The organism is Pseudomonas sp. Z2-11, from assembly GCF_054161305.1.
In genome coordinates, this window is the sequence record NZ_CP096395.1 from 1481836 (window position 1) to 1495401 (window position 13566).

Sequence of the window (13566 nt, forward strand, 5' to 3'; positions counted from 1 at the left end):
ATGGGCTTTCGTAACTTGATCAGCGACCTGGACAACACGGTATTTGATGTCCTCGGCGACCCGGTGCTGATCGAAGGCCGACCAGTCCTGGGCATGTTCTCCGCTCCTTGGTTGCAACCCAAACTTGGCCGGATTAACACCGGTCTTCGCGAGCCGCACCTGGTCATCCGCGTGGCGGACGCCGAGGGCGTCAGTGAGCGGCAACAGGTCGTGGTCGACCTGCCGGTGCATGACGGCGGTGGTAATTACATCATCGTCAGGCCGGAGCCAGGAGGCGATGGCTTGGTGACCCTGGTGCTGAGGAAATCCCCATGAGCGTCGGCAGCTACGTCAAGCAATCGGCCAGCAGCGGCATGATCACGCTGCAGGCTGATCGGTCGGACCTGAACGCGTTTGCCGACTTCGCGGTGCTGGTGCCCAAGGCTTCCTTAGCTGCACAGCGCCGAGCCATCAACAAAACGCTACGGTGGTTGCGAACCCACATTGCCCGCACCGTCAGCCGGCAGGAACGCATCGCGGTGTCTGCCGTTCGGCAGCGTCTGCGGGCCTACCCGCTTTCCGGCAACGGGCAAGGCAAGCTGTGGTTCGGCATCAATGCGATTGAGGCCAGCCGTGCGGGTCGACCACGACAATCACGGTCGGGTGTTTCGGTAGCAGGCCGTCGATATGGAGGGGCGTTTTTCAAGAAGGTCTATGGCAGCCGGCCCGACATCTGGATTCGAACCGCGAGCAAGCACTTCAAGGCAAGCGATTATCCCGACAGTGAGGTGTCTGGCGGTGGTGGGGCAAGCTCAGGCTGGATCTCGGAGAACGACAGCCGCTTTCCGCTCGCCAAGGCCAAGATATCCCTGGAAGACGTCCGGCCGCACTTCGAGTCATGGACCAATCGGGCGCACCAGCGCCTGCTTGAGATCCTGGAGCAGGAGCTGAACTTTGAACTGCAGAAGTATCTGCGAGGATCTGCCCGTGTCTGACTTCAATCTTGAGCTTTTGTATCAGGCCGTTGAGGCTCGTATCGACCAAGCGATCCCAGGATTGGCCTGCGTGCGGACCATGCCCTATATGGCCGATCACATCGACTTGCCTGCTGCGGTGATTGAGTTGGTCGAGCTGGAGCCCGGCCGAGATCCCGGTACAGGGGAGACGGCACTGGTTGCGCGTTTGGAGGTGCGCTTCATCGTTGGCGGTGAGGATGCCGAGTGCCAGCAGAAAGCGGCATTCGCCGCCGCACAAATGGCCGTGCTGTTGCGTATCCAGACATGGGGGCTGGAGGTCGAACCCGCCGAGTTTGTTCGGGCAGCCCAAGACTGGACTCGCCCCGAATTGGACGGCTATGCGGTCTGGGTCGTTGAATGGACCCAGACTATTTACCTGGGTGTGGAAGAGTGGCCGTGGCCGAATCAGCCACCGGGTACCTTGCTCTGGGGCTTCAGTCCTGACACGGGGCCTGGCAGCGAAGGTAACTACCAACCACCGGAGGAAATGGCATGAGCTACCCCAGTGCGCAGCATGACCGCATGCTGGCCGGCCTGGTCAAGGATTGTTATGTGGTCGCGCTGGATCTGACCGCTTCGCCACCCGCATGTCGGGTGTCGGATGGGGACTGGGTCAGTGCCTGGGTGCGTTGGCACAGCATCGCCGCCGGCAAAGCCCGTCATTGGCGAGCCCCCAGCATGGGCGAGCAGGGAACTCTGGTAAGTGCCAGCGGCGATGTGGCGCAGGGCACATTTATACCCGGCCTCTATGGCGATGCCGGGGCACCGCCGGACAACCGCGACCACGTCGAGGTATGGCGTTTCGAGGATGGGGGCTCGCTGGTCTATGACTGGCAGGCCGGCACCTACACCATCACCGTGCCAAGCGGTACCGTGACGATCAAAGTCGGCGGAACCGAAGTGGTCGTAACGGACAGCGAGATCAACGCCACGGCAGGCGATATCACCCTGACGGGCAATGTGCTGATCAACGGCCCGTTGCAGGTCACGGGCGATATCAACGGCGGCGGAAAAATCATCGATACCGGTGGCAACACGCCGAACCACAAACACTGACTCCGACATTTATCCACAGCCCGCCATGTGCGGGCTTTCGCATTTCTGGAGCTACCCAAATGAGCAAAACGCGAACAGACACCGAGCGGCCAACTGCCGTCGCGGCGTTGCCCGGGCCAGTCCAAACCGAGTCGCCGGCGCCCATCGGACCGGCGCGAGTGTTCCGCGACACCCGGTACACCTCACGCTCGCTGATCATGCCAGACGGCAGCACCTTGCCGGTCATTGCCGGCCAGGTTACAGCCGGCGGCGATGATCAGTACGCCTTTCTCAAGGCACACCCGGATATGCAACAGCTGGCGGAGTAATCACATGATCGGAGTGGACCGTCGCACGGGGCAGCCGCTGTCCGGCCAGGCGCATTTGCGGCAGTCCATTGAGGACATTCTGAGCACGCCTGTCGGCAGCCGCCGTATGCGCCCAGAGTACGGCAGCCAAATGCGTCGCTATGTCGACCTGCCAGTTAACGAAGGCTGGAAAAGCGCGGTACAGGCCGAGGTTGCTCGTGCCCTAGGGCGCTGGGAGCCCCGTTTGAAGCTTGAGCGTGTCCGGGTCGTTGCGGTGGTGGATGGACAGATCACCTTGCAACTGACGGGCTCTTACATTGGCGATGGCGTAGTGCTGGAGGTGAACGCATGAGCACTATCGACCTTTCGGCGTTGCCGGCGCCACAGGTGCTGGAGAGTCTGGATTTTGAAGAGTTGTATCAGGGCGAGCTTGCAACATTCCGCGAGTACATGGGCGATAACTGGACCGCTTTCCTTGAAAGCGACCCGGTGACCAAGCTGCTGGAGCTGGGCGCCTATCGACGCATGCAGAATCGGGCGAGGGTCAACGACGCGGCCAAGGCACTGTTTCTGGCTCATGCTACTGGTGCTGACCTGGTGCAGTTGGCCGCCAACGTGAACCTTGAGCGCCTGGTCATTCAGGCTGAGGACTTGACCGCCGTGCCGCCAGTATCGGCGGTGCTGGAAAGCTACGACGCACTGCGCGAGCGTATCCAGTTGAGGTACGAAGGGCTGACCACTGCCGGGCCACGGAACAGTTACATCCTGCATGCCCGTAACGCCTCGGGCCTGGTGGCCGATGCCACGGCCGAAAGCCCGGCGCCGGCCGAGGTTGTCGTGACGGTACTGTCCCTGGAAGGCGATGGTACGGCCAGCCCCGAGCTGTTGGTCGAAGTGGACGCTTACCTCAACGATGAAGATCGGCGGCCTGTTGCTGATCGGCTGACAGTGCAGGGCGCCGAGATCCTGCCCTATCGAATCGACGCCGTGGTGTACATGGCCGGTACTGGCCCGGAAAACGAGGCAGCGCTTGCCGAGTGTAATGCGCGATTGCGGGCCTGGATCAACCCTCGGCGCCGCTTAGGCGTTGAAGTGGCCCGTTCGGCAATTGATGCACAGATCCACGTCAGCGGCGTGGCCCGAGTCGAGATCCCAGGATGGGTGGATATCCGACCAACCAAGGCCCAGGCGGCATGGTGCACGGGACTCACCATAAAGCGGGGTGGCAAATGAAAAGTCTGCTTCCCCTCAACAGTACCCAGCTTGAGCGGGCCATTGAGGCGGCTATCGACGAAACAACGGAGATACCGCTTCGTACCTTGTACAACCCGGACACCTGCCCGGCGCACCTGCTTTACCAATTGGCTTGGGCCTGGTCCGTGGACCGCTGGGACGAGGCGTGGCCCGAAGAGGTCAAGCGTTCGGTGATTCGCTCTTCGTTCTACGTCCATGCCCATAAGGGCACCATCGGCGCCTTGCGCCGGGTGGTCGAGCCGTTCGGCTATCTGATCGAGGTAGTGGAATGGTTCAAGACTCAACCTATGGGTGTGCCGGGAACGTTCGCCTTGAAGATCGGCGTTTCCGATGAAGGCATCAGCGAAGAGACCTATCAGGAACTGACGTGGCTGATCGATGACGCCAGGCCTGTCAGTCGCCACATGACCGGATTAGCGATCAGCCTCGAAACCCGAGGAAACCTAAACATTGGTGTTGCCCTTTATGAGGGCGACGAAATCGACGTGTACCCGCCGATCATGCGTGACATTGAAGTCACCGGATCCATCGGCGTGGTAGGGCGCGAACACACCATAGACACCTTGGACGTTTACTAATGATTGATCAGACCTCGCAATTTTTCGCGATTCTCACGAACGTTGGAGCGGCGAAACAGGCGAATGCCGATGCCCTTGGCATTCCTTGGAAACTTAGTGAAATGGGCGTGGGCGATGCCAACGGCACCGACCCGACTCCAAGCGCGGCTCAAACGTCTCTTATCAACGAATGGCGCCGTCGGCCGCTGAATCAGCTTTTCATTGATCCGGTCAATCCGGCGGTGATTATCGCCGAGCAAGTGATTCCGGCCGATGAGGGAGGGTTTTGGATTCGCGAAATCGGTCTTTACGACGCTGACGGGGATCTGGTGGCGGTCGCAAACTGCCCACCGAGTTTCAAGCCCATCATGTCGCAGGGCTCGGGCAGGACCCAAGTCGTTCGGATGAACTTCATTGTCAGCAGCACGGGCAATATCACGTTGAAGATTGACCCTTCTGTGGTGTTGGCGACACGAGAGTTTGTCGAAAGACGAATCCAGGAAGAACTGTACAAACTCGATAACAAGCAGTCGGTGCGCGTAGCGACCACGGCCAATATCGCGTTGACTGGGCTTCAGACCATCGACGGCGTGAGCCTGCTAGCAGGCGACCGGGTGTTGGTGAAGAATCAAGCGGCCTCCAAGGACAACGGCATCTACATTGTTGGCGTAGCGGCATGGCAGCGTGCGCCGGATGCTGACAGCAGTGCTGAAGTCACCTCGGCGATGATTCTGTCCGTTGAGCAGGGCGCTACGCTGGCCGACACTCGCTGGCAGTTGGTAACGGATGGGGCGATTGTCCTAGGTACCACGTCGCTGACTTTTCAGAACATCACCCAGGGGTTCGCAACCATAAATTCCCCGGCGTTGGTGAATCCAACGGCAAACACTCCGCCTCAGTTTGATAACTCGAAGGCGCTGGCCACTTCCGAGTTTGTAAAGAGGATGGGGCTTGAATACCGGGATTACACCAACTACACGGCGACGACGACACTAACCGCCGCTGACATTGGTAAGGTGGCTGCGTTTGGTAGCGCTGGGTCAGTGACCGCCACTCTCCCAACTGGCGGGCAAATTTCACGGGGGGCGGTGGTCAAGATCCTGTGCAGCATGGGCGCGGTAACGGTAAAGGCCGCCGCTGGCGACTCAATCGATGCCATTAACTTCGTCGGCAACATTTCCATGGCTCAAGGGGATACCGCTGAGTTTATTCGTATCGACTCGCTGTGGCGGTTAATGGGCGGTAGTGTCTCGCTGAAATACGCGGCCGTCATGTCTGGCCCTAACTGGATCACCCCGGCGCAATTTGACAACAGCAAATTGCTGGCGACCTCAGAGTTTGTGCAGCGCGCACTTGGAAATTATGCAGGCGTATCCAGTGTCAATGGCGGCACGGTTACGCTGACGGCGTCCAGCTTTGGGAAAGTCATATCGGTCAATGCGGCCACAACTGTGATTTTGCCGACCGGCAGCACACTGGTGCCAGGCTCCACCTTGTTTTTTTTCATTTACAGTGGCGTCCGCCCGACGTTCGTTTGTCAGGGGGCAGACAAGATATCGACCCCGGCCGGCGCCGGCTTTTATTCGTCTTTTACCATTAAGGGCACCGGCATGGCCGAGCTTATGTGGGATGGGGGCGGATGGGCGCTTTGCGGTACGGCTGTGCTTGAAGAAAGTTCGGCATTCGGCGCGAACCTCGCAACCAACGGCTATCAGAAGCTGCCAAGTGGAACGATTATTCAGTGGGGAACTCAGGTTCTTCCCGCCAGTGCCACCACCACATTCTGGTTTCCTTTGACGTTTCCAAATCAGTGCCTAAGTATCGTGGCGACCTTTGGTACGCCAGCGCAAGGTGCGGTCAACGCAGATATGGTCAATGCCAGCCAATACAAACTTCAGAACTTGTACGCGGGCTCTCAAGCTGCGCGCTGGATAGCGATCGGTAATTGAGGAGAAAGCTGATGTTTGTTTCAAAATCCACTGGCGGTTTTTACGATGAATTGACGGCCGCACCAAATGACGCGGTGGAAATTTCATCTGAGTTCCATGCTGAGTTGTTGGCAGGGCAGTCCGGAGGCAAGGTGATCTGTTGGGGTGATGACGGTTACCCGCTGCTGATGGAGCCCCCGCCGCCTTCGCCTGAGGTGTTGGCGACGATTGAGCGGCGGTGGCGCGATGAGCGTTTGCTGGTCACCGACGGAGTCGTGTCACGCCATCGAGACGAATTGGAAGGTGTCGCCCCCACCACGCTGACGGCTGAGCAGTACAGCGATTTGCAGCGATACCGCCAGGCATTACGCAACTGGCCAGAGGCAGGCGAGTTTCCGCTGATTGACCACCGTCCACCGCCACCGGTCTGGCTGGCCGAGCAAACCCAATAAACGCCCCGCACTGACGGGGCGTTTTCTTTTCCGCTTCACCACAAACAAGGCCTCGCATTGCGGGGCCTTTCCGTATCTGGAGAATCTATGAGCTTCTTTCATGGCGTGACCGTCACGAACGTTGATACCGGTGCTCGTGTCATTGCGTTGCCGTCGTCGTCGATTATCGGACTGGTCGATACCTTCGTGCCAGCGCCGGCTTACAGCGCACAGCCCAACGATCTGGTGATGATCACCAACGAGCGCGAAGCGGTGGCCGCCTTCGGACCCGACTCGGCAATGACCAAAGCCTGCAAGGCCATCTACACCCGAGCCAAGGCTGTGATCGTGGCCTGCGGTGTGCCCGTGCTGGAGAATCCCGCCGAGCAAACCTCGGCGATTATCGGTGGTGTACAAGCCAACGGTAAGCGTACCGGCCTGCAAGCGCTGCTGGACGGCAAGAGCCGGTTCAATGCGCAGCCGCGGCTGTTGGTGACTCCCAAGCACAGTGCGACACAGGCTGTCGGTACCGCGCTGGTCGCGCTGGCCGACAAGTTGCGGGGGCTCGCCATCCTTGACGGCCCGAACACCACCGACGAGGCGGTGATGGCCTACGCCGAGAACTTTGGCGCCAAGCGGGCGTACCTGGTTGACCCAGGTGTGCAGTATTGGGACACCACGGCGGACGCCACCGTCGACGCGCCGGGCTCTGCCTGGGTGGCGGGCTTGTTTGCCTGGACCGACAGCGAATACGGCTTTTGGGCTTCGCCTTCGAACAAAGAGTTCGTCGGTATCACCGGCACCTCCCGCCCGATTGAGTTTCTGGATGGTGACGAAACCTGCCGTGCCAACCTGCTCAACAACGCAAACATCACCACGATAATCCGCGATGACGGTTTCCGCCTGTGGGGTAACCGCACGCTGTCGAGCGATCCTAAGTGGGCGTTCGTCACTCGCGTACGGACGATGGACATCGTCATGGACGCGATCCTCTACGGCCACAAATGGGCGGTCGACCGCTCCATCACCGCGACTTACATCAAGGACGTGACCGAAGGGCTGCAAGCCTTTATGCGCGACCTGAAAGCCCAAGGCGCAATCATCAACTTCGAGGTGTTCGCCGACCCGGAGCTGAACACGGCCAGCCAGCTGGAGCAGGGCAAGGTGTATTGGAACATCCGCTTCACGGATGTTCCGCCGGCAGAAAACCCCAACTTCCGCGTAGAGGTCACCAATCAATGGCTGACCGAAGTGCTCGACACCGCCGCTTAAGGAGCGACCTCAATGGCAATGATTCCCGAAACCCTGGCGAACCTGAACCTGTTCGCCGACGGCGTCAGCTTCCAGGGCGATGTGCCGAGCCTGACGCTTCCCAAGCTCACGCTCAAGATGGAAGAGCATCGCGGCGGCGGCATGGATGCGCCGGTCGAGCTGGACATGGGCATGGAAAAACAGGAAGCGAACTTTGCTACCACTGGCGTACGCCGTGAGTCGTTGAAGTTCTTCGGCTTGGCCGACGGCACGGCGTTCAACGGTACGTTCCGAGGGGCCTATAAAGGGCTCAAGGGCAAAGTCACGCCGGTCATCGTCACCCTGCGCGGCACGTTGAAAGAAGTCGACATGGGCGACTGGAAGCCGGGCGACAAGGCTGAGATCAAGCACTCCATCGGGCTGACGTACTACAAGCTCGAAGTGGACGGCCGAACCGTCTACGAGATCGACCCCATCGGTATGCGCCGCGTCATCAATGGCGTTGATCAACTGGCCGCCCAGCGTTCCGCCTTGGGCCTCTAACCCTTCTTGATACCCCGCCTGGCGAGTCGCCCGGGCGGCGGTTCCTCTGTTAAGGACACACTTCTATGAGCAGTACCGCAATTCCAAGCTGGATGACCCTGACCGTTGACCGCGTCACCGTAAAACTGACTGTGCCATCAGAAGCCAACGGCGTGCGTGTCGATACGCTGAGCCTCCGAGCGCCGACCGTGCGTGACCTTCGCGTTGCCCGCCAAACAGCGCCCTATGATGAAGAACAGCAAGATTTGAATTTGTTCGCCTCCCTGGCCGAAGTCGGTACCAAGGATCTGGATGGTTTGACGCTGAAGGACTACAACCGCATACAGGCCGGCTATTTTCGCCTGGTGCGAGATGATGAACTTCAACCCCAAGGTGCAGAAGCAACTGGCTAAGCGTCTAGCCACCGAGCTGAATTTTTCCGCCGCTGAAATCTTGTCCATGCCGTTCTCCGACATGGTCTGGTGGCTTTCAGACTGAAACAAGGGGTAGACGATGGCTAGCAAACTGGCGTTATCGCTGGTGATTGGCGGCGCCGTCAGTTCGACGATGGCGTCTGCCTTCCGCACGGTTGATGGCCACATCAAAAAGCTGGAAGAAAAAGGCAGCAAGGCCAAGGTGCTCAAGAGCACCATTGGCGAAACCATCCGCCTGCGCGATGAATGGAAGCGGGCGCACGACAGCGGCGCTGCTTCGGCGGATGGTCTGTTGCGCAAGCTCAACGGCAACCTTGATGCCCTGCGCAAACAGGGCGTGGAGGTGGGCAGGCTGGGGCAGGAATACCAGCGCCTCGGCCGCACAGCCAAAGCCGCCGATCTGCAGCTCAAAGGACACCAGCAGCTCGATGCCGGCAAGAAAGGACTCACGTCGAGCATTGGCCAAGGTGTTGTCGCCACCGGTCTTGCAGCGATTCCGACCAAGGTCAGCGCGGATTATCAGGCGATCATCCGCGACATCGCGATCAAGGCGGATGTGGTCAACAAGCCGCAAGAAACACAGCTTAGCCAGACGGTGATCCAAACCTCTCGCGATACCGGCATGGCCCGTAACGACGTCGCGGACCTGGTGAACCAGCTGGTCGGTGCCGGTATGGACCTCAAGCAGGCCATGGCCTACGCGCCGACGGCGGCGAAGTTTGCCATTGGCCAGGGCGCGTCCGGCGTCGACACGGCCAGCATGATCATGGCGCTGCAGCAGAACGCCAAGATCAACGACCCCAAGGTGATGCAGCAGGCCCTGGAGGCCATCGCCTATCAGGGACAGGCGGGTAGCTTCGAGGCCAGCGACATGGCCCGGTGGTTTCCTCAGCTGTTGGCGAGCATGGAGAAGAACGGCAGCACCGGCATGGAAGCGGTCAGCTCCTTGGGCGCGATGCTTCAAGTCCAGATGAAAACGGCCGGAGGCTCGGACGAAGCGGCCAACAACCTGAAAAACTGGATGGAGAAAATCGGTTCGGGCGACGTGGTCAAGGCGTACAAGGAAGCCGGTATCGACTATCAAGCATCCCTGAACACTGGCATCCAGAAGGGCATGTCGACCCTGGAATCCAGCTTCGCCTTGGCGATGAAATACATCCAGGCCACCGACCCGGCAAAGGCTGCGAAGATGGCCGAGGCCCAGGCCAAGATCAGCAAGGAGACGGATCCGGAGAAGGCCAAGGCGGCGCTCGATGCGCTGGAGAAATCCCTGCGTACCGGTGACCTGTTCGCCGACATGCAGGTCAAGGCGGCGCTCACGGCCTACTCGCAAAACAAGTCGCTTTACGAGCAGTTGAAAAAGGATTCGCAGTCCTCTGGCGGGATCCTCGATAAGAACCTGGCCGAGCGGCGCGAAACGTCGAAGCAGATGTGGGACGAGCTAGGCCAGGCGGTTAGCGATGGCATGCGCAGCGTGGGGGACGCCATCCGCCCGGCGACCGATGCGGTCGCCCAGGGGCTGACCTCAATTGTGCGTGGGCTGACCAAGCTCTCCGATGGCTCGCAGCCGGTGGTGCTGGGCATTGCTGCCATCACCACCGGCTTGTTGGCCCTCAAGACGGCCGCCAGCGCGGTGAAGATTGGCAAGGGGTTGTACAACATATCGCGTGGTCGAGCGATGGAACGAGGCGTGGGTGCCCTTGGTGATGCTGCTGCCAAAGCTCCGAAAACCGGTATCAAGACGGTGGATAAGGGCCTCGGCGTACTCGGTAAGCTGATGGGGGCGGGTAATGATTCCGGTGGGGGGCTGAGCACTGAGCCGCAACGTGTGTTCGTCGTCAACGCTGATGCGATAGGCCGAACAGGCTCTGGTCCAGGCTCAGGCCCCGACGGTGCAGGCAGACGTCAGCGTGGGCGACGTGGTCGCCGTTCCGGCATCGGGACCCTCCCACGTCGCCGATTGCCCGGCCGGGCGTCGAGTATTCCGTCCGTATCGGCACCTGCCGCCGCTTCTGTCATGCCAAAGGTGGGCCTGTTGGCTGCTGCGCCTATTGCCGTTGCGGCGGAGGCGGTGCCCGATGGCTCGCTCGGCCGTGCGGTTCAGTCGATCAGGGGTGTCACCCGAGCCACCAAGCGTCTCCCCGGCGGGTCGGTATTGGATGCCGGGGTGGGAGTTATCGATACCGCGCTCAATGCAACTACTCAAGACGAAAAAGCCGAGGGTTATGGCGGTGCCGCTGGTGGTTTTGCGGGTGCCCTGGCCGGTGGTGCAGCAGGGGCTGCTATCGGTTCGGTTGTGCCGATCATCGGTACCGCCATTGGCGGCGCAATCGGTGCCGCGTTGGGCGGCTTGGGTGGGGAAAGCATCGGCAGCTTCTTGGGTAAGTCCTGGTTTGGCAGTGAGGCCAAGGCGGAAGAGGCCAAGCCTCCCGAGGTCACCAAGCCAACTGAACCCACACCGCCCGTGCCGCCCAAGGTTGATCAGGCTTTCAGCTTCGCGCCGAATGTCTCCATCACCGTTCAGGGCGACGTTAAAGATCCTGCGCAACTGGCTCGGGAGCTGGAGCCGCATTTGCGTCAGCTCATGGAGGCTTTCTCTCGGGAGACGCTCGCTCGACAGTCGTCGAGCCAGTTGTTCGATGCCCCCCACGTCTAAGGAGGTGCCATGGCCTACATGGAGCAACTGCAATCGGTGTTCAAATCACTGCTTGCAGCGGGGGAGGCTGGCCGTACCAGTCTCGATGGCATGCTGGGCCCGCTTAATGGCGCAATCAGTGACATGACGGGCGCCGCCTCGGAGCTGGAGGGGGTGCCCTTCATTGGGCCTGCCATCGGCGCCAAGATGCAACGGACCATGCGGGCAATCAACGCGGCGCAGTCCACCGTGGGCCAGGTGGCGGCGAAGTACAACCAAGCCGTCACCGCCGCCGGCCAAGTCCAAGAGCGGCTGGGTTCGCTCCAGGAACAGGCCGGCAAGGCCGGTGCAGCGATTAATCGCATCGCCGGCCAGGTGAGCCCCTCGCTGAGCAACATCATGCCCACGGGTTCATTTGCTCCACAGCTGACACCAGCGGCCGAGGCGGTGAAGCCGTTCCCACACCTGCTGATCATGCAGCCCCTGGAGCCGAACGCACAGCCGTACTACTTCAACCTGGATACGGCGGCTTTCGAGGAACTACGTCGGCAGACGTCGTTTCGCTGGGCAGGCCAGGAACGTCTGACACGCAGCATCGCCCAGCAGGCGGTCGGCCAGGGAGAGGACAAGATCAGCCTCAAGGGCGCGATTTTTCCGGGCTTCAAAGGTGGGCTCAAACAGCTGGACACTCTGCGCACCATCGGGCGGCGTCTGCAGCCGGTGAACCTGACCACCGGCTACGGCGAAGTGCTCGGCACCTGGTGCCTGCTCAACATCGAGGAAGATCAAAGCAACCTGCTCGCGGGTGGCATTCCGCGTAAGCAGTCCTTTTCACTGGAGTTTGTGAGCTATGGCGACGACCTGCAGAACGTCTGACGGGGATCTCTTAGACACCGTCTGTCATCACTATTACGGCCATCTGAATGGCACCGTGGAGGCTGTGCTTGCTGCCAATCAAGGCCTGGCCGATGAGCCTCAGCCATTTCGCGCTGGGGTGATCATCGTGCTGCCGGATCTGCCAGCGCAGACGCTGGAGGATATCCAGCTGTGGGATTAATCAGCACCGTCGCACGTCACAAGCCCCGCTCCGTGCGGGGTTTCTCTTTTCTGGAGTGTCATCATGAAGCCGACCTATCGCATCGTTGCGGACGGCAAGGACATCACCGCGTTGATCAATGATCGGTTGTTGAGTCTGCGCACCTCTGATAAGCCGGGCATGGATTCGGACGACTTCGAGTTACGGATCGATGATCGTGATCAAGCGGTTGCGCTGCCTACGCGGGGGGCGGGTATCGAGGTTTACCTGGGATATACCGGCCAGGCCCTGACCCGCCTGGGGCGCTACACCGTCGACGAGATAGAGTTGTCGGGCCCGCCTGACACGTTGGTGATTCGGGGTAAAGCCAGTGACATGCGCGGCAGCGGCAAGACCGTGCGCAGCGGGTCCTGGGAAAACGTGCCTCTGCAGCAGATTGTCCGCGACGTAGCCGCTCGCAATGGTTGGCAGCCGGTGTGCCCGGTGCAAACCAAGGTGCCTCGAGTCGACCAGCTCAACGAGTCGGATTACAACTTCATCACCCGCCTTGCCAAACAATATGACTGCACGGCTAAGCTGGCCGACGGCAAGCTGTTGGTTATGCCTCGGCAAGGTGGCCAGACAGCCAGCGGTAAGAACCTGAGCCCTGTGGTTCTGAGGCGCGCTGATTTGAGCCGCTATCAATTCCGTCTCGGCGACCGCAATACGCAAAAGGCAGTACGCACCAAGCACCAGGACAAAAAGTCCGGCGCGCTTAAGGTGGTCGAGCTGGACAACGACGACCTGCCGAACAGCCTGCCAGCGGTCCATACCGACCGGCATATCTACCCCAACAAGTCAGCCGCCGAGCAAGCCGCCAAGGCGCGCTTGGCCGCCTTCAATCGCAGCAGCGCCGGGGTTCGCCTGGAAATGGCCGGCCGCACCGATGTGTTTGCCGAACGGTCCATCATTGTCCAGGGCATCAAGCCCGGGCTTGATGGTGAGTATCTGGCTGAGGCGGTGGAACAAATGTTCACCTCCAGTGGCTGGACCACCACCGTCGAGTGCAACGGTGGCAAGAAGGGCAAGGCCAATGCCAAAGGTAAGAAAAAGAAGAAGGAAGCCAAGCCGGTCAAGGTCGTCCAGCTTTAGGCGCACTGAGCACCAGCCTCAAACACAACCGCAACCCGCCATCGAGCGG

At 60.4% G+C, this 13566-nt stretch carries 17 protein-coding genes; all 17 read left to right on the plus strand.

Translation table 11 applies throughout. The features are described from left to right. The 17 genes from M1E16_RS06555 to M1E16_RS06635 all read left to right on the plus strand — a co-directional run bounded on the left by M1E16_RS06555 (nt 1) and on the right by M1E16_RS06635 (nt 13517). The gene (locus M1E16_RS06555; protein ID WP_458129478.1) at nt 1-315 is read left to right on the plus strand and encodes a head-tail joining protein; all 315 of its coding nucleotides are present in this window, start codon (nt 1-3) and stop codon (nt 313-315) included. Next, nucleotides 312-974: a hypothetical protein gene (locus tag M1E16_RS06560; RefSeq protein WP_458129479.1), complete on the plus strand. Its 663-nt coding sequence runs from the start codon at nt 312-314 to the stop codon at nt 972-974. Before M1E16_RS06555 ends, M1E16_RS06560 begins: the two co-directional genes overlap by 4 nt. Further along, a complete protein-coding gene (locus M1E16_RS06565) occupies nt 967-1491 on the plus strand; it encodes a hypothetical protein (RefSeq protein ID WP_458129480.1) in 525 nt (174 codons plus the stop codon). Before M1E16_RS06560 ends, M1E16_RS06565 begins: the two co-directional genes overlap by 8 nt. Continuing rightward, a complete protein-coding gene (locus M1E16_RS06570) occupies nt 1488-2051 on the plus strand; it encodes a phage baseplate assembly protein V (protein ID WP_081352406.1) in 564 nt (187 codons plus the stop codon). The genes M1E16_RS06565 and M1E16_RS06570 overlap by 4 nt, the downstream gene beginning before the upstream one ends. A gap of 59 nt (nt 2052-2110) precedes the next feature. After that, complete coding sequence (locus tag M1E16_RS06575) at nt 2111-2359, plus strand: hypothetical protein (RefSeq protein WP_458129481.1); 249 nt, start codon at nt 2111-2113, stop codon at nt 2357-2359. 4 nt (nt 2360-2363) lie between these two features. Beyond that, entirely contained in the window at nt 2364-2690 is a 327-nt protein-coding gene (locus M1E16_RS06580) for a GPW/gp25 family protein (RefSeq protein WP_411386979.1), read from the plus strand. Then, nucleotides 2687-3571, plus strand: a complete 885-nt coding sequence (locus tag M1E16_RS06585; RefSeq protein ID WP_458129482.1) for a baseplate assembly protein — start codon at nt 2687-2689, stop codon at nt 3569-3571. Before M1E16_RS06580 ends, M1E16_RS06585 begins: the two co-directional genes overlap by 4 nt. Next, nucleotides 3568-4170 (plus strand): phage tail protein I, encoded by a 603-nt coding sequence (locus tag M1E16_RS06590; protein WP_458129483.1) that lies wholly within the window; start codon nt 3568-3570, stop codon nt 4168-4170. The genes M1E16_RS06585 and M1E16_RS06590 overlap by 4 nt, the downstream gene beginning before the upstream one ends. After that, nucleotides 4170-6098 carry a phage tail protein gene (locus M1E16_RS06595; protein ID WP_458129484.1) on the plus strand — a complete coding sequence of 643 codons (1929 nt, stop codon included), beginning with the start codon at nt 4170-4172 and terminating at the stop codon, nt 6096-6098. Before M1E16_RS06590 ends, M1E16_RS06595 begins: the two co-directional genes overlap by 1 nt. Nucleotides 6099-6109: 11 nt before the next feature. Beyond that, entirely contained in the window at nt 6110-6529 is a 420-nt protein-coding gene (locus tag M1E16_RS06600; protein ID WP_458129485.1) for a phage tail assembly chaperone, read from the plus strand. Nucleotides 6530-6616: 87 nt separating this feature from the next. After that, entirely contained in the window at nt 6617-7780 is a 1164-nt protein-coding gene (locus M1E16_RS06605; RefSeq protein ID WP_458129486.1) for a phage tail sheath subtilisin-like domain-containing protein, read from the plus strand. Between the two features lie 12 nt (nt 7781-7792). Then, entirely contained in the window at nt 7793-8302 is a 510-nt protein-coding gene (locus M1E16_RS06610) for a phage major tail tube protein (RefSeq protein WP_458129487.1), read from the plus strand. Nucleotides 8303-8367: 65 nt separating this feature from the next. Next, nucleotides 8368-8694: a phage tail assembly protein gene (locus tag M1E16_RS06615; protein WP_458129488.1), complete on the plus strand. Its 327-nt coding sequence runs from the start codon at nt 8368-8370 to the stop codon at nt 8692-8694. A 100-nt stretch (nt 8695-8794) separates the two neighbouring features. Next, nucleotides 8795-11371: a phage tail tape measure protein gene (locus M1E16_RS06620; RefSeq protein WP_458129489.1), complete on the plus strand. Its 2577-nt coding sequence runs from the start codon at nt 8795-8797 to the stop codon at nt 11369-11371. A 9-nt stretch (nt 11372-11380) separates the two neighbouring features. After that, entirely contained in the window at nt 11381-12226 is an 846-nt protein-coding gene (locus M1E16_RS06625) for a phage tail protein (protein WP_458129490.1), read from the plus strand. Next, entirely contained in the window at nt 12201-12407 is a 207-nt protein-coding gene (locus tag M1E16_RS06630) for a tail protein X (RefSeq protein WP_135846590.1), read from the plus strand. Before M1E16_RS06625 ends, M1E16_RS06630 begins: the two co-directional genes overlap by 26 nt. A 63-nt stretch (nt 12408-12470) precedes the next feature. Continuing rightward, entirely contained in the window at nt 12471-13517 is a 1047-nt protein-coding gene (locus tag M1E16_RS06635; RefSeq protein ID WP_458129491.1) for a phage late control D family protein, read from the plus strand. Nucleotides 13518-13566 lie beyond the last annotated feature (49 nt).